The 19,895-nt window shown below is 67.6% G+C and carries 21 protein-coding genes; 12 read left to right on the top strand and 9 right to left on the bottom strand.

Annotated elements, in window-relative coordinates; translation table 11 throughout:
* Nucleotides 1–47: 47 nt before the first annotated feature.
* Nucleotides 48–1,274: a pyridoxal phosphate-dependent aminotransferase gene (locus J7I79_RS02300; protein WP_214949689.1), complete on the bottom strand. Its 1,227-nt coding sequence runs from the start codon at nucleotides 1,272–1,274 to the stop codon at nucleotides 48–50.
* 138 nt (nucleotides 1,275–1,412) lie between these two features.
* Between J7I79_RS02300 and J7I79_RS02295 the strand changes: the two genes are divergently transcribed.
* Nucleotides 1,413–3,143, top strand: a complete 1,731-nt coding sequence (locus J7I79_RS02295; protein WP_214949687.1) for a cell wall metabolism sensor histidine kinase WalK — start codon at nucleotides 1,413–1,415, stop codon at nucleotides 3,141–3,143.
* Nucleotides 3,144–3,164: 21 nt separating this feature from the next.
* On the opposite strand, the gene J7I79_RS02290 is transcribed toward J7I79_RS02295, so the two are convergent.
* Complete coding sequence (locus J7I79_RS02290) at nucleotides 3,165–3,758, bottom strand: DUF5655 domain-containing protein (protein ID WP_251042271.1); 594 nt, start codon at nucleotides 3,756–3,758, stop codon at nucleotides 3,165–3,167.
* 178 nt (nucleotides 3,759–3,936) lie between these two features.
* Here J7I79_RS02290 and J7I79_RS02285 point away from each other — a divergent pair, with 178 nt between their 5' ends.
* From J7I79_RS02285 to J7I79_RS02275, 3 genes are all read left to right on the top strand, one after another.
* Nucleotides 3,937–4,578: a protein tyrosine phosphatase gene (locus tag J7I79_RS02285; protein ID WP_214949685.1), complete on the top strand. Its 642-nt coding sequence runs from the start codon at nucleotides 3,937–3,939 to the stop codon at nucleotides 4,576–4,578.
* 130 nt (nucleotides 4,579–4,708) lie between these two features.
* Nucleotides 4,709–5,266, top strand: a complete 558-nt coding sequence (locus J7I79_RS02280) for an RNA polymerase sigma factor (RefSeq protein ID WP_214949683.1) — start codon at nucleotides 4,709–4,711, stop codon at nucleotides 5,264–5,266.
* Nucleotides 5,259–6,068 (top strand): hypothetical protein, encoded by an 810-nt coding sequence (locus tag J7I79_RS02275; protein ID WP_214949681.1) that lies wholly within the window; start codon nucleotides 5,259–5,261, stop codon nucleotides 6,066–6,068. The genes J7I79_RS02280 and J7I79_RS02275 overlap by 8 nt, the downstream gene beginning before the upstream one ends.
* A 53-nt stretch (nucleotides 6,069–6,121) precedes the next feature.
* Here the strand turns inward: J7I79_RS02275 and J7I79_RS02270 are convergent, their stop codons facing one another.
* Nucleotides 6,122–6,655 carry a hypothetical protein gene (locus J7I79_RS02270; protein ID WP_214949680.1) on the bottom strand — a complete coding sequence of 178 codons (534 nt, stop codon included), beginning with the start codon at nucleotides 6,653–6,655 and terminating at the stop codon, nucleotides 6,122–6,124.
* A 215-nt stretch (nucleotides 6,656–6,870) separates the two neighbouring features.
* Here J7I79_RS02270 and J7I79_RS02265 point away from each other — a divergent pair, with 215 nt between their 5' ends.
* From J7I79_RS02265 to J7I79_RS02255, 3 genes are read left to right on the top strand one after another with little or no spacing between them, the layout of a single operon-like run.
* Nucleotides 6,871–7,371, top strand: a complete 501-nt coding sequence (locus tag J7I79_RS02265) for a sigma-70 family RNA polymerase sigma factor (RefSeq protein ID WP_214949678.1) — start codon at nucleotides 6,871–6,873, stop codon at nucleotides 7,369–7,371.
* Nucleotides 7,368–8,150, top strand: a complete 783-nt coding sequence (locus tag J7I79_RS02260; protein WP_214949676.1) for a zf-HC2 domain-containing protein — start codon at nucleotides 7,368–7,370, stop codon at nucleotides 8,148–8,150. The genes J7I79_RS02265 and J7I79_RS02260 overlap by 4 nt, the downstream gene beginning before the upstream one ends.
* A gap of 31 nt (nucleotides 8,151–8,181) precedes the next feature.
* The gene (locus J7I79_RS02255) at nucleotides 8,182–9,366 is read left to right on the top strand and encodes a pyridoxal phosphate-dependent aminotransferase (protein WP_214949674.1); all 1,185 of its coding nucleotides are present in this window, start codon (nucleotides 8,182–8,184) and stop codon (nucleotides 9,364–9,366) included.
* Here the strand turns inward: J7I79_RS02255 and J7I79_RS02250 are convergent.
* Both J7I79_RS02250 and J7I79_RS02245 read right to left on the bottom strand, forming a co-directional pair.
* A complete protein-coding gene (locus tag J7I79_RS02250) occupies nucleotides 9,356–9,835 on the bottom strand; it encodes an SRPBCC family protein (RefSeq protein ID WP_214949672.1) in 480 nt (159 codons plus the stop codon). The genes J7I79_RS02255 and J7I79_RS02250 overlap by 11 nt on opposite strands.
* Nucleotides 9,836–9,867: 32 nt before the next feature.
* Complete coding sequence (locus J7I79_RS02245) at nucleotides 9,868–10,626, bottom strand: DUF1206 domain-containing protein (protein ID WP_214949670.1); 759 nt, start codon at nucleotides 10,624–10,626, stop codon at nucleotides 9,868–9,870.
* Nucleotides 10,627–10,971: 345 nt separating this feature from the next.
* Between J7I79_RS02245 and J7I79_RS02240 the strand changes: the two genes are divergently transcribed.
* Together J7I79_RS02240 and J7I79_RS02235 are read left to right on the top strand one after the other, a co-directional pair.
* On the top strand, nucleotides 10,972–12,540 hold the full coding sequence (locus tag J7I79_RS02240; RefSeq protein ID WP_214950043.1) for a hypothetical protein: 1,569 nt from the start codon (nucleotides 10,972–10,974) through the stop codon (nucleotides 12,538–12,540).
* Between the two features lie 71 nt (nucleotides 12,541–12,611).
* Nucleotides 12,612–13,058 (top strand): hypothetical protein, encoded by a 447-nt coding sequence (locus J7I79_RS02235; RefSeq protein WP_214949668.1) that lies wholly within the window; start codon nucleotides 12,612–12,614, stop codon nucleotides 13,056–13,058.
* 8 nt (nucleotides 13,059–13,066) lie between these two features.
* Here J7I79_RS02235 and J7I79_RS02230 read toward each other — a convergent pair whose 3' ends face one another.
* From J7I79_RS02230 to J7I79_RS02220, 3 genes are all read right to left on the bottom strand, one after another.
* The gene (locus J7I79_RS02230; protein WP_214949667.1) at nucleotides 13,067–13,462 is read right to left on the bottom strand and encodes a hypothetical protein; all 396 of its coding nucleotides are present in this window, start codon (nucleotides 13,460–13,462) and stop codon (nucleotides 13,067–13,069) included.
* A 6-nt stretch (nucleotides 13,463–13,468) separates the two neighbouring features.
* Nucleotides 13,469–14,458, bottom strand: a complete 990-nt coding sequence (gene trmB / locus J7I79_RS02225; RefSeq protein ID WP_214949664.1) for a tRNA (guanosine(46)-N7)-methyltransferase TrmB — start codon at nucleotides 14,456–14,458, stop codon at nucleotides 13,469–13,471.
* 99 nt (nucleotides 14,459–14,557) lie between these two features.
* A complete protein-coding gene (locus J7I79_RS02220) occupies nucleotides 14,558–14,836 on the bottom strand; it encodes a hypothetical protein (protein WP_214949662.1) in 279 nt (92 codons plus the stop codon).
* 304 nt (nucleotides 14,837–15,140) lie between these two features.
* Between J7I79_RS02220 and J7I79_RS02215 the strand changes: the two genes are divergently transcribed.
* Nucleotides 15,141–16,466, top strand: a complete 1,326-nt coding sequence (locus J7I79_RS02215; protein WP_396020148.1) for an MFS transporter — start codon at nucleotides 15,141–15,143, stop codon at nucleotides 16,464–16,466.
* Between the two features lie 47 nt (nucleotides 16,467–16,513).
* On the opposite strand, the gene J7I79_RS02210 is transcribed toward J7I79_RS02215, so the two are convergent.
* Nucleotides 16,514–17,545, bottom strand: coding sequence for a LacI family DNA-binding transcriptional regulator (locus J7I79_RS02210; protein WP_214949660.1), 1,032 nt, complete (start codon nucleotides 17,543–17,545; stop codon nucleotides 16,514–16,516).
* A gap of 106 nt (nucleotides 17,546–17,651) precedes the next feature.
* On the opposite strand from J7I79_RS02210, the gene J7I79_RS02205 reads away from it, so the two are divergent.
* Complete coding sequence (locus J7I79_RS02205; protein WP_214949658.1) at nucleotides 17,652–18,854, top strand: Gfo/Idh/MocA family protein; 1,203 nt, start codon at nucleotides 17,652–17,654, stop codon at nucleotides 18,852–18,854.
* Nucleotide 18,855: 1 nt separating this feature from the next.
* The gene (locus J7I79_RS02200; RefSeq protein ID WP_214949656.1) at nucleotides 18,856–19,851 is read left to right on the top strand and encodes a Gfo/Idh/MocA family oxidoreductase; all 996 of its coding nucleotides are present in this window, start codon (nucleotides 18,856–18,858) and stop codon (nucleotides 19,849–19,851) included.
* Nucleotides 19,852–19,895: the final 44 nt, after the last annotated feature.

Genomic DNA, 19,895 nt, shown 5'->3' with positions numbered 1-19,895 from the left:
GCAGGACCGTTCCGGGCCTTACTGGTCGCCGCCGGGGTCCGGCCAGCCTATTCCGCCGCGCTGGTCCGGTACGAGGCAAGGAACGTGGCGATCCTGCGCACAGCTTCCTCAATGTCCTCGACGGCCGGAAGGATGACAAAGCGGAAGTGGTCCGGCCGGGGCCAGTTGAACGCCGAACCGTGTGAGACCAGGATCTTTTGTTCGCGCAGCAGGTCCAGGACGAACTGTTCGTCGCTCTTGAAGGGGTAAAGCTCCGGGTCAAGGCGGGGAAACAGGTACATGGCCGCCGCCGCGGGCACGCACGTGACGCCGGGAATGGCGGTGAGCAACTTATGGGCGCGGTCGCGCTGTTCGCGCAGCCTGCCGCCGGGCCGGATCAGGGCCTCGATGCTCTGGTAGCCGCCAAGGCAGGTCTGGATGGCGTGCTGCGCCGGCACGTTGGGGCACAGGCGCAGGGAGGCCAGCAGTTCCAGGCCTTCGCGGTACGCCTGTGTTGCGGCCAGCGCACCGGTGACGGCCACCCAGCCGGCGCGGTACCCCGGCATCCGGTAGGCCTTGGAGAGCCCGCTGAAAGTCAGGACGCAGACGTCCTCGGCCACCGAAGCGGTGTGGATATGCTGGGCGTCCTCGTACAGGATCTTTTCGTAGATTTCATCCGAGAACAGCACCAAATGGTGCTTGCGGGCCAACTCGGCAAACTGCTCCAGAATGTGCCGCGGGTAGACGGCACCGGTGGGGTTGTTCGGATTGATGATCACGATTGCCTTGGTGCGCTTGGTGATCTTTGATTCGACGTCGGCCATGTCCGGCCACCAGTGCTCGTCCTCATCGCACAGATAGTGCACGGGCTTGCCGCCGGTCAGGGTGACGGCGGCCGTCCACAGCGGGTAGTCGGGCGCAGGAATGAGGATCTCGTCGCCGTTTTCCATAAACGCCTGCAGGCACATGGAAATGAGCTCGCTCACGCCGTTGCCGATGAAGATGTCCTCGACGCCGATCTGCATCAGGCCCCTGGTCTGGTAGTACTGCGAGATGGCCGTGCGGGCCGAGAAGATGCCCTTGGAATCGCTGTAACCCTGCGCCCCGCGCAGGTGGTGGATCATGTCCACCACCACGGACTCGGGGGCCTCCAGGCCGAACGGCGCGGTGTCGCCAAGATTCATCTTGAGGATCCGGTGCCCTTCGGCTTCCATCTCCTTTGCTGCCTGGAGGATGGGCCCGCGGAGTTCGTAGCGGACATTCTGGAGTTTGCTGGAGTGCTGCATCGGACGCATGCTGTGATCTTTTCACAGCGCTGGTCCCGCGGCGCCGTCGCGTAGTATTCCAAACCCTGCGACGTGGCGGGTTTAGACTGTGGGCAGCGCCCTTGAAGCAGCCCGGGGGACTCTTTTCTGTGCCGGGGGGACAGAACGATGAACCGTATCCAGGGATCAACCAGCCCGCTTCGAACGCCGCGGCGGGCAGCGGGGTCCAACGATGACCGATCGCCGGCCGATGACGTGCCGGTGTCCGATGACACGCCGCTGATCGAGGGGATCGACCGGATTTTCGGCGGGCTCGGAGTCCGGGGCCGTGTGGTGCTGAGCCAACTGCCCCTTTCGGTCACCCTGTTCCTGGTTGTGGTCGCTGCCGTGATCTTCAGTCCGGCAACGCTGGTGAATGACACGTTCAGGCTCGCCCTGCTGGCGCATGCCATACTGTTCGGCCTCTGCCTGGCCGTTCCCTGGGGGAGGCTCCACCCCGAAGCATTCACGCTGATTCCCGTCCTCGACTGCGTGGCCATCGGATTTACGCGGCATGCCGGCGGCCCCAGCTTCAACATCCTGAGCCTGCTGCTGGTTTTCCCGGTGGTCTGGCTGTCCGTGGGCCGGCACCGGCACCGGGTTGTCCTGGCAGTCCTCGCGGCAGTGCTCAGCACCGTTGTCCCCGCCGCCGCCCTGGGATCGGACCCGGCGCAGGCTCCGATGATCCGGACCATCTTCCTGCCGCTGGTGATGGCCGCGATCGCGGTGACGGCCCACGTCGTGGCCGGCGCTCTGTACCGGCAACGCTTGACACTGGTCCGCAAGGACCGTGACCTGGCTGCAACCCTCGCCGAGAGCGTGCAACATCAGGGGTTGCTTGATGCCGTGCTTTCAACCGTTGATGTGGGTGTCTGGGTGGTGGACCAAAACGGCCAGGACGTGCTGACTAACAGGGCCATGCGGACCGACCCTTCGTTGGCCCGGCTGACCCGCGCCGCAGGGTCTGCGAAGCTCTTTCACGGCGACAGGACCACCGTTGTGCCGCCGGAGGGGTTCCCTGCCGCGCGGGCTTCCCGGGGTGAGGCGTTCACCCATGAGCTTTACTGGGCCGGCGAGGAAACGGAGCAACGGGCCTATTCCGTCAGCGGCCGCGCCATCCGGTCCCTGGACGGGACCAACACGGGGGCCGTCGTGACCTTCGCCGAGGTGACCGCCCTGATAAACGCCTTGGCGGCCAAGGACAATTTCGTCGCCACGGTATCCCATGAGCTGCGCACGCCGCTGACATCAATACTCGGCTACCTGGAACTGGTCCTGGACGAACCCGGCCACGAGGACATAGCGCCTGAGCTGCGGATCGTGGAACGGAACGCCGGCAATCTTCTGGGCCTCGTGAATGACCTGATTGCCGTCGCGTCTGAAAGCGTGGAGCTCGTCCTGCGGGATACGGACATCGCAGATCTCCTCGCCGCAGCCGTGGCCGCCAACCAGGCGCGGGCAGCCCTTTGCGGGGTGGCGCTGGTGCTCGACGCGGACCAACCGCTCACCGCACGGGTGGACCCCGCCAGGATCCAGCAGGTGCTCGGCAACCTGATATCGAACGCCATGAAGTACTCACCGGACGGCGGAAGGATCACAGCCCGTGCCCGCAGGAACGGCAAGGAACTGGTCTGCTCGATCACCGACACGGGCATCGGCATGACGGAGGAAGACCAGGAACAGGCATTTACCAAGTTTTTCCGTTCCGCCCGGTCCCGCGATACGGCCATTCCCGGAGCAGGCCTTGGCCTTCCCATCAGCAAAACCATCATCGAAGGGCACGGTGGGTCGATCGGCCTCACCAGCGCACCGGGAGAGGGCACCACCGTGACCTTCACCCTTCCCGCTGACCCGCGCTAACGTCCGGACCAGCTGTTCGGATCAGGTGTTCTGGTGGAGCGCTTTCGCCAGGATGCCCAGTACTTCGTCGTCCACTTCCTCAACCGACGTCAGCCGCACCCTGCGGTCGAAGAAATCACCCGCCCGCACCTTGACGGGCTCGAGCCTGCCCTCAGCTGGGGCGTCCAGCCGAAGTGCGACGTCCACAGTGGTGTTGTTGGCACGCGTGACCTGGGCGAACTTCCGCCGTGGAGAGTGGAGGGACACGTAACCCTTGCGCATCTGGATCTCGACGCCCGCCGTTTCGGCAGCCCAGGCCAGGAACGCATCCGCAATGGGCCGCAGCGCGGGGTGGCTGGCGTACTGGGCGTCGATCAATTCATCGGCGTCACGCAGCATGAATTCGGGGTAGCCGAACATCTCCCAGGACGCGGCGTGCTGAGCGTAGCCCGTGATCCCGTGTTCGTCCCGCATCCAGTCCCGGAGCTCGGAGTCGTTCTTCAGTCCCGCCTCGCGCCCCCGCTCGGCCCACCATCCGGCGTCGTGGCCTGACTTGCGCAGGAGCAAAGCCTGGTTGCTGTCCACCATGGTCTGCCAGGTCTTCGCGGCGTTCTTGAGATCGGTCGGCTTGCGCATGCTCAGATCCTAATGCCGCCGGCTGCGGCGCGGTCCCCAAAAAGAATTTTGGGGACCGCGTAACTTTTCCGGAACCCGCAGCGATGTAAGGGGAGTGTGGACCGCGTCCGCACCGCTTGAGTGGCCGGATCCAACCTGGCCGTTACTGACACTGTTGTATATGTTTTCGGAGGGTTCCATGTCCTTGTTCACTGTTTTTGCCACTAGCAAGATTGCCGCGAGCGCATTGGCGGCCGGCACGCTGGCGGTCGGTGGCACCGGCGCAGCCGCATTCGCCGGAGCGCTTCCGTCTGACGTCCAGCAGAGCGCCCACGAACTGCTCGGCGCCCCCGCCCCGCACGTCGGCGGCGTTTCCGGGACCGCCACGGCCGACGCCAACGCCGAGGCTTCCGCTTCCGCCACGCCGTCCGCTTCCGCCGATGCCGCCGCTGAGAGCGACAACGCCAAGGCCGAAGCATCGGCAACCGCTGTTGGCCCGGACGCCGCCGGCCCCGCCGCTTACGGCCTGTGCACCGCCTTCACCAAGGGTGGCCTGGCAGCATCCTCCACCGGTTTCGCATCGCTGGCCATCGCCGCTGACGGCGAAGCCAACATCGACAGCTACTGCGCCGACGTAGTTGCCGCTGCCAAGTCCGACAGCCACAAGGTTGACGGTGCCGGCTCGGGCGAGGCCGCAGCCGATGTCAACACCCCGAAGGTCCCGGAGGTTCCGGAAGCACCGGAACTGCCCACCCAGGCAGCCGTTCCCGCCGCACCGGAACTCCCCGCCGAGGTCCCCACCCAGCTCCCCGAGCTGCCCACCTCAGCTGGCCGTCCGTAACACAGCCGCCTATGGTGGATCGCGGGACTCCTTCGCTTTGGCAGGAGTCCCGCGGTGCAACAGGCGCCAGTCCACAGCCTTCCGGAACCCGGATATGTGACCACGCTGCGTGGCATGGAGGAGCCTGACGGTGCTCGACACTTTGGCAGATGAATACGTGCACACGGCAGGGGCCGACCCCGCCGTGCTGTTCACCCTTGTCTACCGAAAGTTCTCCGGCGCCGTGCTCGGTTACCTGAGGGCCCGCGGAGTGGATGATCCGGAGGCGGTCACCCAGGACGTGTTCCTGGCCTTCTACCCGAAGCTTGACGGCCTGACCGGCGGACTCCAGGGCGCCAAATCGCTCATCTTCTCCATTGCCCACGCACGCATGGTGGACCACTACCGCCGCAACGAGCGCACACCGGTCCTCAGTCCCTATGAGTCAGACCTCGACGGACGAAGCTCGGCCTCGGCCGAGGAACTGGCACTCGCGAAGGTTGATGGCGGAGGTGCCGGGGCCCTCCTCGAAGGACTAAGCCCGGACCACCAGGAAGTGCTTGCACTCAGGGTGGTCGCGGATCTCTCCGTGGAACAGGCCGCTGACGTCATGGGCAGGACTCCGGGAGCAGTAAAACAGTTGCATCGCCGGGCGCTCAGCGCCCTCAGGGAACGCGCCTTAATAGGAAGCCAGGCACATCATGAGTGACATCTCCTCATCCCGGGACCAGTGGATCATCGACGAACTGCTGGCCGACGCCGGCATGGACGACGACGGCGAGCTTCGCCCCGTCCTGCTGGAACTGCGTGCCCTGGCAGCCGACAGCCCCCGTCCATCCGCAGCGGTGGAAGCGCTGATGGCACCGGCCGCCATGCTTGCAGCAGTCCCCACTGCGTCCGCCGCATCCGCCAGCGCCGAGTCAACCGCGCCGGCCATTTCCGCCGCCGCCGCATCCGCCGCCTCCACCGTCGACGAACTTGCCGCCCGACGCCGGCGCAAAAGCCGCCTTCCGCTCACAGCCCTCACCGTCGCGGCGGCCTTGGCCGCAGGAGGCGCCGCCGCTGCGGCCTCGGATGAAAACTTCCGCCACACCTTGGGCAACGTCGGTCATGCCGTGACGTTCATCGTCGGGACCATGACGCCCGGCGCCGGGGGGAAGACTCCCGCCCAGCCCGCGCCGGATACTGGTGGAACAGTGGCTGGAACGCCTGCACCGACGTCACCGGCCCCATCCCCGGCAGACGGCGGATCAGTCCCCGGCGGGCAGGCCGGCGGGGGAACCCCCGCCGATCCCGCCACACCCTCACCAGGCGCATCCGGGACCCCCGGACTTACGCTGCCCGCAAAACCCGATCCCCGGAATCCGGGCACCATTCCGGGGCATGGCCAGTTGCCTACCGTGAAGCCGCTTCCGTCTCCTCCGGTGAGCCCCGACCCGTCCGGGCTGGTTCCCACGCCGCCCGTTGAACTGCCGACTCCCGAACTGCCCAGTCCGCCGCCGGACCGCTAGCAACCCAGTCAACTAGCCACCCAGTCAACGCGGATCCGCGTTGACGCCTCGGGCTAGTATCCGCTGGCCGCGGTCTTCACCATCTCTCCTCCCGGGCTGACCAGATACCAGACGTCGTTGACGCCCTGGCCGGTGATGTCCCCGGCGGCCTTGTCCTGGATGTAGTAGTACACGGGAAGCCCGTTGATGGTGACCTGCTTCTTACCTTCCGGCGTCGCGATGGTTCCCACCGTTCCGGTCACGCCGTCAACTGCCGGCGACGCCGATTCCGTGAGAACCGGCGGCCATGCCGCTATGCAGCCGCCCGTGCAGGCACTGGTACCGGAGTCCTTGACGTCCTTGGTGAAAAAATAGACGCTCATGCCGTTGGCAGCCACCACGATCTGGCCGGCACCGGATGATGCCGTCTTCAGCTCCGCCGCGCCCGCGGGGACCGGGGACGACGCCGGCGCGGACGTTTCGGCAGAGGCGGAGGCCGACGTCGTTCCTCCCGCAGTAGTGGGCGGCGTTTCGGTGCCGCCGCCACAGGCGGTGAGAAGCACGGCCAGCGCCACAGCTGACAGCCCTGCGCCCAGTTGCTTTTTCATGTCCAGCTCCTTGGATTCGTGCCGGCCAAAACGGTGGGGTCCGGCGCTACCCGGTACGACGTGCTTGGGCGGAGAATGGTTCACGGCGGCCGCTCCCTGAACCGTTTGCGCCGCGGCGGCGTCGTAACAGGGGACGGCGGGCGTTCGGCCTGCCGCAGCAGCACGAGGCAGCACACACAATGCAGGGCACCATCAAAACAGCGGGAGGGCCGCGGATGCCGCTCGATGAAGACGTCGTAGCAGCGATCTACCGCGAGCACGGCGCGGCCCTGCGGCGCTTTGTGCTGAGCGCCTCCCGCGATCCGCAGCTGGCGGACGACGTTGTTCAGGAGACCGTGCTCCGCGTCTGGCAACAGGCTCCGGAGATTACCGGCAGCCTGCGGAGCTACCTCTTCCGCACTGCCCGGAACATCATGATCGACAACTACCGAAAGGCCCAGCGCCGTCCCATCGAGGCGACAGAGCGGGACGTGGCGGATCCGGCGGAAGCCAGCGAACGGGTTGACGAGCTGCTCAACCGCGTCCTGATGGAGGAAGCCCTGCTGCGGCTAAGTACAGAACACCGGGACGTCCTGGTGGCCCTGCACTACCGCCGCTGCACTGTTACGGAAACGGCTGTGCAGCTCAACATCCCTGCCGGGACGGTGAAGTCCCGCGCGTTCTACGCGGTGCGGGCGCTGCGGACCATCCTTGATGAAATGGGGGTGCAGCGGTGAGCGGCGCGGAAATGCACAAATTGTTGGGGGCATACCTGCTGGGCGGGCTGGAGCCGGTTGAAGCGTCTCGCTTCGAACAGCACCTGACAGCGTGCGCGGACTGCCGCCGGGAGCTGGACGAACTCGCCAGCCTGCCGGCGCTGCTGGACTCCCTCCCTGTTGCCGACGCCGTCGCCCTCACGGGCACCGCCTCCGCGGCGTCGGCAACCCCGGGGACCGGCAGTGCGGAGAGCGATGGCCTTCCCGCAACCGCCGCCGCCATGCCCGTGGAAGCTACCCCTGCAGGAGCCACGTCGTTGGGGTACGTGGCTCCCGCGGGGGACCCTGCTGGCCTGCTGGACGAGCTGGCGGTGCGGCGTCGGAAATCCCGACGGCGGTGGACGGCGTTCGTCGGGGCGGTGGCCGCCGCGTGCCTGGCGCTGGGATTCCTGGCCGCTCCGCTGTTCAACCAGCCGCCGAAGCCGGACGCGAGCTATTCGGTGGAGGCGCCGGGCGGGCTGCAGGTCCAGCTTGCCCTGATGCGGAAGGCGTGGGGGACCGAAGTCTCGTTCACGGGGACCAGCCTGCCCACCCAGGGAACTTTGTCCCTGTGGGTCAAGGGCCAGGACGGCACCGAGGACCGCGCCTGCAGCTGGTCCGCGACGCCCGGCGGCCGGTCCAGGATCACCGGCGCAACGCCCACCCAGATCGGCCGGATCAGCAGCGTGGAACTGCGTAACGAGGGGCAGCAGACGGTGGCTGTCATTTCCATGGTGGACGGCACATCCGGCGCCCATTGACGCGGTCCGTACCCGGTGGGACGCTGGGCACATGGTCCGCGGCAGGACCGGGCGTTTCGCCCGGATTCAGCCCTTCGGCATCGACAGGGTGGCAGCCGCCGTCGGTGGTGATCCCGACGTGCTCCGCATGGAAAACCTGGACACTGACATCGCGCCGCCGCCGTCGGCCATCATCGCCACCCGCGAAGCGGTGGGAAACAAGGCCGCCAACAGCTGGCTGCCCTTCACCGGGATGCCGGCCCTCCGTCAGGCGGTGGCACACCTGCTCCGGCAGCAAACAGGGCTCTCCTACGATCCGCGCTCCGAGGTGGTGATCACCGGCGGAGCCCTGGCGGGAATGCTCAGCGTCCTCCTGGCCACCGTGGACCACGGGGACGAAGTAATACTCACTGATCCCACCTACGCGGGAATGATCAACCGCGTCCGGCTTGCCGGGGCTGTGCCGGTATTCGTCCCGCTGATGGTGTCCGGCGGGCGCTGGCGCCTGGACCCGGGACGGCTGGCAGCCGCGGTCTCCGCCCGCACCCGCGCCATCCTCCTGATGAGCCCGTCCATGCCCTCCGGTCACGTGTTCAATGACGCCGAGTGGGGCGCCGTCCGCGACGCCTGCCAGCACGCGGACTGCTGGCTGCTGTACGACGCCGCCATGGACCGGATCCTGTTCGACGGACTGCCGCACCGCCATCCGGCGTCGTTCCCCGAACTGGCGCACCGCACCATCACCCTGGGCGGCGTGTCCAAGAACTACCGCATGATCGGCTGGCGCGTCGGCTGGGTGGCGGGTCCCCCGGAGGTCATGGGGGATATTGCCCTCGCGGCGATCTACAACACCGCGGTGGCCAGCGGCTTCGGCCAGGCAGGTGTCCTCGCCGCGCTGACCACCGCCGACGACGGCATTGCCGGTGCCGTGCAGGAGTGGCAGTCCCGCCGGGACCTGGTGACCAGTGAACTGGCCGGGCTTCCCATCGTGATACCCGAGGGCGGCTGGTCCCTGCTGCTGGATGCCGAAGCGCTGGGGATGCGGGCGCCGGAACTGTCCCGGCGGCTCCTCGAAGCGGGCCGGATCGCGGCGACGCCCATGACGGCGTGGGGCCAGGACGTGGCCCCACGGTACGTGCGGCTGGTCTACGCCACCGAACCGATGGGCCGGCTGCAGGGCATCGGGGCGCGCGTCCGGGCCGCCCTCGAAGACTCCGAGCGCGTGCTCAGGCGTTGAGGGCGCGGAACTCCGCCACGAGCTGCGGATCCTCGCAGGCCCGGGCGAAGGCTTCGATGCGTTTTTCGATTTCGCGGCCCAGCAGCCAGCCACCGATCGGCTCCGCCACGGGCCGCAGCCACGCCGGCCGGCAGGAAAAGGTGTACTTCCAGACTGCGCGGGTCCCGCCGTCGGCCGGGGTGAACCGCCACCCGCCGCCAAAGTTGCCGAAGAACCACGGACCGGAGACCATGGTCATGCCCACATTCCGGGGCGGCGCGTAGGAGACGTATTCGCTCACCATCACCAGCCCCATCTTCGAGACCGTGCGGGTGCGGACGCCTTTGCCGGCGGCCCGGGCGCCGTCCAACCAGCCCTGGGCCGAAATGAAGGGATCCCATTTCAGCCGGAAGTCGCCGGTGGTCTGCGAGAACGCAAAGGCAGTTTCCGGATCGAGTCGGATGAAGCGTTCGGCGCGTACCTGGGGCATGCGTCCACCCTAGCCCGGAGGGCGCGGGCGGCTCACATTTTGGCCAGTTTTGCCCGTGCCACCTGGAACACGCCATAGGCAATCAGGCCGATGCCGACGGCGGCCAGCAGGTACAGCCCGAACGGCTGGTCCCGCAGGGCCTTCAGGCCGCCGTCGAGCCCGGTTGATTCCTCCGGGTGCGCACGTACGGTTGCTATGACAATCAGCAGGCCCACCAGCAGGAGCGCAAAGCCCTTCGCCACGTAGCCAACCACGCCCGAGACTGTGACAGCCGTGCGCGTGGGGCCCGGGGCAGGCATCCTGAGGTTCTTTTCGAACGACTTACGGACGCCCCGGATCCCGTACACAATCCCTGTGATGGCAACCGCGGCGCCGACGACGATCAGCAGCGGAACACCGCCGGGCGCCTTCATCAGTGCGATGGTGAAGTCGCTGGTGGACTGGCTGTTGTCCTTCCCGGTGCCGACCGCGAACGACGCAAGCGTGACGGCGAACGCGGCAAACACCACGGCCTGGCCCGCTGCCTTGAGCTTCCGGAGAACCTTGTCTCGCTTCGGCAGGTGGCTGTAATCGAAAATCGCGTCGCTGGTCTGCCAGATGGCCAGGGCCACGCAGGCGGCGAAGCTGCTCCACAACAGGATGGGCCCGGCCGGCTGGCTCGCCAGTTCCTGCACGGCGCCGCTGACATCCGCCTTGCCCTCCCCGCCCATGGCCAGGCGGATGGCGATGGAGCCCACCAGGAAATGCAGGAGGCCGCTCACGGCGAACCCGGTGCGGGCCATGAGCTCCATCGGCCGCGAATTGGTGACTTCCTCAGCCGTACCGGCGGCCGATCTCAGTTCTTTTTTGATGTCCGGTTCCTCGCGTTCTTTTTTGATGTCCGGTTCCTCGCGCAGTTCTCGTGGCCGCGGGCTTGTCCCGCCGTGGTGTTAAAGGCCAATCGTGCCACGGGAACCGGATCCGGAACAGCTCTCTTTCCGGTGGCTTTTCGGGTGTCCCTTTCCGGCGCCGTGCACGCTGGACAGGGACCCCGCGGGGCCGTATGGGGAGTGATGCCCATGGCGCGCCCCGTAGTGACATGGCACGATGTGGACCAGCCGCACCCTCGCGACGGCACCATTCTCTGGGGAGACACCATGACCTTTTACGGTGCTGACGTCAGTCAGCTTCGAGCCTTGGCCAAAGCTGCAGACAAGGCTGCGTCGCTGCTCAGCACCAGTGCTTCCTCGCTGCAGAGCCAGATCCTCGCAGCTCCCTGGAAGGGCGGCGACGGCGAGCGATTCCGGCAGGAATGGACGGGCAGCCACCGTCCAAGCCTGGAGCGGGTGGTGGCAAGCCTCCGGCAGAACTCCAAGGTCCTGCTGCAGCATGCCGCGGAGCAGGAAAAATCCTCGGAGGCCGGCTCGGGCGGCACGGGTGCGGGGCCGGGCGGGTTTTTCGAGCAGATGAAGAACTGGGTGGAGGAAAAGCTGGAGGCCGCCCGCGAGGCCGCCGAGCACCGCGCCGATCTCCAGGCCCAGCTGGACAAGATGTCCGGAGCCAGCCCCGAAGAACAGGCCAAATGGTGGGCCAGCCTCTCCGCGGCGGACAGGAAGTACCTGATCGAGGGGGAGGGCCCTGACGGTCCGCTGGCCAAGGACCTGATGGCCATGGACGGCGGGATCCCCGAGTCCGCGCAGGACCTGGCCCGGAAGCACCTGCTGGAGCTGGCCAAGGAGGACATTCCCGTCTATACGGAGACGGGCAAGGCGTCCATCGAGGCCCGCGTCCTCTGGGTCCACGGCGGCGCCGAGGTGGGCACCGAAGTGGTGGAAAACGCGGACGGCTCGGCCACGGTGAAGGTGTACGGCAACATGGGCCTGGGTGTGAACGACGCCACGGGGTCCGCCGGTGCCACGCTCACGGGCGAAGTGGCCCGCGAGTACACGTTCGACAGCGTCGAAGAGGCCATGGCTGCCCGCAACCAGATGTACGAGGACCTTCCGCCGGACAGCGTGGGCGAGATCAAGGACGTGGCCGGAAACCCGCCGGACTACATCCTGGACACCCTGAACGAGGCGGCCTCGGATAACGGCTCCAGCGGCCATGAGGACAAAGCCAAGGGATCGTTGAGCCTGGAGGCGGGGGCCGAGTCCACTGATGCCGCCGGTTCCGCGAAGCTGGAACTGGCCTATGAGAAGAACCTGACTGACGGGACAGCCAGGGGCAGCGTGGAGGTTTCCGCAGAAGGCAACCTGGACTTGGACGGGCGGACGTTTGAGGCCTCCGGCAAGGGCGGGCTGGAGCTCAACATGGACAAGGACAACAACATCAGTTCGGTGTCGCTGTCCATGGAGGGAACTGTGGCGCAGGGCGTCAAAGAAGGCATGGACGTCAAGGCGGGCAACATCGAATCCAGCGTGACGGCAGGTACCCAGGGCTCGGTTAAGATCGACATCGATTACACGCCGGAGAACAGCGCCTTGATCGACAGCTACATGAAGAACGTGGCCCTGGGGAACAGTGGGGCAGCCGCCCAGGACGCCGCCAGGCTCTACGAGGCGGGCTCAGCCACCGTCCAGGTGAACACTGTGGTCACGGCGTCCAACGAGGCCGGATTCGACATCAAGGCCGGCGAGGTCAAGGTCAGCACGGAGAACCAGGTCACCACCAACGTCAGCACGTACCAGAAGGTTCCGAACGACACCAAGCTGTCCCGGCTGTAATTCCGCCGCCTGCCCATAAACGCCGCCTTCCCAACAAAATTGCATTACCGCTGAAGGAGCAACCACCAGCCATGACAGTTCACATCGAATCCCCGCTCGGTTTCACGGCGGACTTCCCCGACCACACCCTGGTCCTAGACGACTCCGCCGCAGGTCCCAACACCGAGCAGTACGGGTTGCTGGGGGATGTCCTGGTCACGGTCATCACGGATGACGCCTCCGTTGAGGGACCGGCCCAGGCCAACGGCTGGGCACACCTGATGGCAAGCCATTATCTTGACGAGCGCGGCGGAAACCTGCTGACCGAGGGCGAACTGAACCTTCCCGGCAAAGCCGCGTACGCCGTCGTCGTCGGTTATGACGATGTGCGCGGCGACGCGAAAGCGGCCGCCACCGTGGGGGTATGGGAAAAGGACCGTTTCATCGGCGTGGTGGTCATCTGGCCGTACGTTGACCCCCAGCTCGAGCCGCGGATCGGCCTGCTCAAAGACGTGGTCGGCGCAATCCGGGTGAGCTGACGCCCTGCTTAGCCGAAGGTGAACCAGGGCCCGGCAACGCCGGCCCACGTCCAGAGGCCGCCCGTGAGGTTGAACGCGGTGAACGCCAGGCCAAGCAGCCCGGTAATCCGCCCGGCGCTCATCCGGTCCGACCGCTTGATGGCCACGATTCCCGTAATGACCGAGGTCAGGACCAGCCCTGCCAGGAGGCCCACCAGGACGATGAGCATGACCCAGTACCCGCTGGTGTCCCGCACGGCGACGTTGGCCAGGAGGGGTTCGGCGGCGGCCATGATGAACGTGGACAGGCTGAACATGGCCGCAACCGGTGCCAGCACGGCGGATGCCAGGCTGGTGATGCCGGCCGCCAGCCCGCGCGAATCAGCCGATCGGCGCTGCGGAGTCGCGGGCTGTACGGAGGCCATGCTGCATCATAGCCGCCGGTAGCACAGATCGAAGATGAGGCGGCCGGCCTCGTGGGCCTTGTTTTCGAAACTCGTCCGGATGCGCCCCTCGAACCGCGGTGCCCAGCCGCCGGTCTCGTCCACGCCCTCGTTCGGGCCCGTGTGTTCGGTACTGACCGGGGCGCGGCCCTCCTTGACGGGCGCGCCGCCCACCAGGGACTCGACGCCAGACTGCCACACCTGGGTGAGGGGGCTTTCGGGGCCCCTGCGCTCGCCGTCGTGCAGGTTCACGAAGTCGGCAGAGCCGGCCATGACATCGCGGACGTGCACCGCGTAGTTGGACCAGTCCGTGGCTACACGGAACAGGCCGCCGGGTTTGAGTGCCGTGGCAACGAGCGCGGCGAACTCGGGCTGGATCAGGCGGCGCTTGTGGTGGCGGGATTTGTGCCAGGGGTCGGGGAAGAAGACCCAGACCTCGCTGACGGACCCCGCCGGCAGCATGGTGGCCAGCACCTCCGGCGCGTTGGCCTCGACCACGCGGACATTGCTGAGCTTGCGGCTGTTGATCTTGATCATGGTGTTGGCCAGGCCCGGCGTGTAGACCTCCACGGCCAGGAAGTCCCAGTCCGGGTTCTCCTCGGCCGCATGGCAGACGGCGTCGCCCAGGCCCGAACCGATCTCCACGATCAGGGGCGCCGTGCGGCCGAACTCCGCCTCGGCGTCGAAGACATAGTCCGGGTGCACGGAGGTGTTGGCGATGTGCCGCGGGACGTCAACCGCCCACCGGTCCGAGTGCTCCTCCCAGGCCAGCTGCCGGCGTCCCTGCAGGCGGGTTCCGCGGCGCACAAAGCTGACGGGCCGGCCGCCGTAGGTCCCGAAGGAGGCCTGGCTGCCGGGGGTCACCGGGCGGGCTGCCTGCTGCGGTTCCGGAGCGGCATCCGGCGACGGGGCAGATTCCGGTGCTGCTTCCGGCGTCTGCACGTGCGTCGGTTCGGGGGTTTCTGGGGATTCACTCATCATTTCCAGAATAGTGGACATCGTCAGGGGAGCCGGGCCGACGGCCTGGCGCCTGAGCCGGCCCGGCGCCAGAGCCGGCTGGAGCGGGGACGGCCGCGGTCAGAACAAAATCATGAAGTCCCCGTTCCGGAGCACCAGCGCCGTTGCAGCGGCCACTTGCAGTCCGGAGATCCACAGGCTGGCGGCGGCGGCCGTCCAGCTGTTTGACCCGGTCGGGGATCCCCGGACTGCAGCGACGCCCAAAGACACCGCCAACAGTCCAAAAAGCATCGGGAGGCTCCACAGGACCAGCGGGGCAACCCAGGTCAGCGAACCAGGGCCTTCAGCAGGCCTCGTAAACAGTGCCGTCAAGAGGCTGATCGGGGCGGTTACGATCATGCTCGCGGGCGCGATGAGACTAAAAACCAGGCTGGTGATGCCTGCACCATTGCCGCTGCGACGCCGGGGCTGGGCAGGCGGTAGCTGGGCGGGCGGCTGACCAGGAGGCAGCTGGTGATCTGGTGGCTGGGCAGGCGATGACCCAGCAGATGAAACGTTCGGTTGCGGAAAGCTCCTGGTTCCTCCTGTGCCGGATATGCGGGTCCTGCGGCGCCAGGACGTGGTCAGCCCAGACTAGGGACGGCCGGGCGGGGCCGCAGCCGGGATTCGGTCCTATGTGGATAACTCCTGCGAGAATGGGCCGGTGACCGAAGCCAACAACGCAGCCGCGAACGCAGCCAGGAACGCTGCCCCGAAAACAACAGCGCCCGGCCGCGTCCGCAGGGACGCTTCCGGCACGCTGGTGGACGCCGAAGTGGACGAGCTGCCCGCCGCCGAGCCCACCCGCGTCAGCGGACCCCGCGGGCTGATCTACCTCGCAGTGTGCCTGGTGCTGATCGGGCTGAACCTGCGGACGGTGTTCTCCAGTTTCGCGGCGGTCCTGCCGGAAATACGGTCCGACGCCGGCCTGCCGGGCTGGGCGGTGGTGGTCCTCACCACCGTGCCGGTGACCCTGCTGGGAGTGTTCGCCCCGCTGGCGCCGGTACTCGCCCGGCGTTTCGGCGCCGAGCGCGTGCTGCTGGGGGCCATGGCCGTGCTTACCGCGGGCCTGCTGCTCCGCCCGGTTGAGCTGCCGGGCTCCGGCCATCTGCCCGCGCTGCTTGCCGGAACAGCGGCCTGCGGCGCCGCCATTGCCCTCTGCAACGTGCTGCTGCCGGGGCTGGTGAAACGCGACTTCCCGCACCGGCTGGGGCTGATGGGCGGGCTGTACACCACCGCCATCTGCGCCTCGGCCGCCCTGGGCGCTGGCTTCACCTACCCGGTGTTCGCCGCGTCGGGGGAGTGGACAGCAGCGCTGTGGTTCTGGGCGCTGCCCGCCGCCGTCGTACTTTTCCTGTTCCTTCCGCTTGCCGTCCGGCAGCGGCACCCGCTGCATCAGGCCGTGGCCGACGGCGTCAACGTGTGGCGCTCGCCGGTCGCCTGGCAGGTCACCATCTTCATGGTGCTGCAGGCCATGATGTCCTTCAGCGTGTTCGCCTGGCTGGCACCCATCCTGAGGGAGCGCGGCGTGGACGGCGGCACTGCCGGGCTGATCGTTTCCGCGTCCATCGTGCTGCAGATGCTCGGTTCCCTGTTCGCACCGGCGCTGGCCGCCAGGTTCCGCGACCAGCGCGCGATCAACACGGTGGTGGCGCTGATGACCGGCGGCGGGTTCGCACTGAGCATTTTCGGGCCGCTCGACTTCATCTGGGTGTGGACCGGATTACTGGGCCTGGGGCAGGGCAGCCTGACCGCGGTGGCGCTGACCATGATCATGCTCCGGACCCGGGACGGGCACACGGCCGCGCACCTGTCCGGCATGATGCAGGGCGTGGGTTACGGCGTCGGCTCCACGGGCACGCTAATGGTCGGGCAGCTGCACCAGGCAACCGGCTCCTTCGCCGCGGCCGGCGCGCTGTTCCTGGTGGTGGGGGCGCTCGCCGCCGTGTTCGGATTCAGGGCGGGACGGGACCGTTTCATCGGCGGGTGACGCTCGACGGCGGGTATCCCCGCGTGCGCGGGGTGCCGGCCGCGGGGTCAGCCCTTGGCCGGGGCGTGGCCGGTGGACCCCCGGACGACGAGCTGTGTAGCGACTACGTGCAGCCGCTGCGGCAGCTCCGGGTGTTCCCGCCGCTCCAGGATGAACTTGCCGGCCTGCAGGCCAACGGCGATGTTGCCGTTGTCCACCGACGTCAGCGAGAGGTGCCGGATCTTGGCGAGGTAGGTGTTGTCGTAGCCCACCAGTGAGAGGTCGTCCGGGACGCTGAGCCCCTGGTCGGCGGCCGCCGACAGTGCTCCGATGCAGGCGATGTCGTTGAACGCGAAGATGGCGGTGGGGCGTTCCGTGCGGGCCAGCAGCCTTTGAGTGGCGTCGTAGCCGCTCTCCTCGCTCATTCCGCCGGCTACCACCAGCGGCTCAAGCCCGGCGGCGCGCATGGAGGATTCATAGCCTTCCCTCCGCAGCTCGGCGATCCGGCCCGGCCCCTGAAGGTGCGCGATGCGCCGGTGGCCCAGGGAGATCAGGTGATCGGTGGCCTGGCGCGCGCCCGCTTCGTCGTCGTTGACCACGACGTCGGTCCTGTCCAGGTCGGGCTCACGTGTTCCGGCAAGGACCACGGGGACCGTCCTGGCTGCCGCCTCGAGTGCGGCGGTTTCCGTGGTGGTGCCGACAACGACGATGCCGTCGATGCGCTGCTCGAGCAGGGTCTCCACTGAATGCCGGCCAACCCTGTGGTCCGTGTACGAATCGACGAGGACCGGAGAGACTCCTGCCGAGTGCAGTGAGGCAGTCAGCCCCTCGAGCAGTTCCACGAACCATGGATTGCGCAGGTCGTTGAGCAGCACGCCGATAGTTCCGCTGCGCGGACTGGAAAGTCCGCGGGCCAGCTGGTTGGGCCGGTAGTCGAGCTCGGCCATCGCGTCCTGCACGGCCTGGCGGCGGCTGGGGCTCACGCTGGACGATCCGCCCAGCACCAAAGACACGAGTGACTTGGAGACCCCGGCCCGCTCGGCGACGTCCCGAATGGTGGGCCGGCGCGGCTGGTCGCCGAAGGCGGGCGAACTGTCCATGCTGCTTCTCCTCTCGGTCCCAACTCAGCATAAGGGGTTGACCAGCGCCTCGTTCCACCCTCATTATGGACCGGTCCAACAATTGTCCAAAATCGAAGGGAATGGCATGAGTGAACCGCGTACACGCCGGCTGAGCGCAGGAATGGTCGGGGGCGGAGCCGGGGCGGACATCGGCAAGACCCACCGCTATGCCATGCGGCTGGACGACCAGTTCGAACTGACGTCGGGCGTCTTCGGCCGCGACCGGGGACGTTCCCTCGCCCTGGCCGCTGAGCTGGGCATTTCGGAGGATCGGGCCTACCGTGACTACGCGGAAATGGCAGCAGCGGAGGCTGCCCGGCCGGACGGGGCCGACGTCGTGGTCGTCGCCACGCCCAACGACAGCCATTTCGAGATCGCCCGCAGCTTCCTTGAGGCCGGCATCTCGGTGGTGTGCGAGAAGCCGCTGACCCAGGACTCCGAATCCGCCGCTGAGCTGGTGCGCCTCGCCGCCGAAAAGGGCGTGTTCCTGGCGGTCCCGCACTGCTATCCCGCGTACGCGATGGTCCGGCACGCGGCCCGGATGGTCCGGGACGGCGAGCTGGGCACGGTAACGTTCGTTGACGTCGAGCACGCCTCCGGGTGGGCATCCTCGCCGCTCGAGCTGCAGGGCCACAAACAAGCACGGTGGCGCACCGATCCGGAGGTTGCCGGGTTCCCGAGCGTTGTGGGCGACCTCGGGACCCACGCTTACCACCTGCTGCGCTACATTACGGGACTGGACGCGGACCGCCTGTCCGGCCGGCTGAGCACCCTGGTCCCCGGCCGCCGCGTCTTCGACCACGCCACCGTGGAGATGGAGCTGACCGGGGGAGTGCCCGCCCGGCTGTGGGCAAGCATGGCCGCCACCGGGCACAACCACGGCCTGCGCATCAGGGTGTTTGGTGACAAGGGCAGCCTGGAATGGCAGCACGAGGACCCGCACCACCTCACGGTCCAGGACCTCGACGGCGCCACCACGGTCCTGACCCACGGCCTGGGCACCCTCTCCGAAGACGCCACCCGCCTCACCCGGGTTGGCCTGGGCCACCCGGAAGGCTTCCTCGAGGCCTTCGCGAACTTCTACCGCGACCTCGCTGACGAGCTGCGCGCCCGCCGCGACGGCACGCCGCTGCCAGCGCGGGAACTGACCATCGCCACCGGCCGCGACGGACTCATCGGCGTCCAGTTCGTCGAGGCTGTGGCCGCTTCCCACCACCGCGACTGCGCCTGGGTCTCGCCCGGAGCATCCATCCAGCCCGATGCAGCATTTGCGAAAGCAGGAATTTGACATGCGGCGATTCGCCCTCCTGGGAGCCGGTTTCATCGGCTCCGTCCACGCCGCCAACCTCGCCGCGCATCCGGGGATCGAGTTTTCCCGGATCTACGACATCGACACCGACCGGGCCAAGGCGCTCGCGGAAACCCACGGCACGCACGCCGTCAGCGACCTGGCGGAGGTGTTCGATCCCCGTCAGGTTGATGCCGTGTTTATCGCCTCGTCCACGGACACCCACGCCCGGCACCTGGTCCGCGCGGCCGACGCCGGCCTGGCGGTCCTGTGCGAAAAGCCGATCGACCTGGACCTGCGCCGGGCCCGGGAGGCCGCGGCGCACGCAGCCGGACGGGGCGTCCCCGTGATGATCGACTTCAACCGCCGCTTCGACCGCGACTACGTCGAACTCAAGCGGATCATCGACGCCGGGGAAGTGGGCGACGTCGAACTCCTCCAGATGTCCACCCGCGGACCGGCGGTGCCGCCGCTGTCCTACATTGCCGCATCCGGCGGCCAGATGCGGGACCAGACGGTGCACTTCTTCGACCTGGTCCGCTGGCTGACGGGGCAGGACCCGGTGGAGGTGTCCGCCGTCGGCTCCGCCCTGGCGGAACCGCGCCTTGCCGAGTACGACGACGTCGACACCTCCGCCGTGACGCTCCGCCTCCCCACCGGGGCGCTGGTACAGATCGACAGCATCCGGCGCACCAGTTACGGCTACGACGAGCGCATCGAGGTGTTCGGCTCGGGTGGGATGGCCGAGACCCAGCGCCGCCGCACCGGCGCCGTGTCCCGCTACCGGGCAGGGCAGGTTGTCGACGACGGCCTGCACGCCGGCTGGTTTGAACGGGTCCAGCCCACGTACGCGGCGGCACTCTCGCACTTCGTTTCCGCACTGGAGGACGGTTCGGCACCGACGCCCTCACTGGAAGACGGGCTCAAGGCGCAGGCCATCGCCGAGGCAGCCACCCGGTCCCTGCGCAGCGGCAGGACCGAAAAGATCGAGTACTGAACGCTGCCGCGGCGGAGCACGCTGCGGGAACACCAGAGGCACCT

The sequence above is a fragment of the Arthrobacter sp. ISL-69 genome, from assembly GCF_018613775.1.
Lineage (GTDB): Bacteria > Actinomycetota > Actinomycetes > Actinomycetales > Micrococcaceae > Arthrobacter.
The sequence above is the reverse complement of the archived record's forward strand: the minus strand, read 5'-3'. Positions and strand labels throughout refer to the sequence as shown.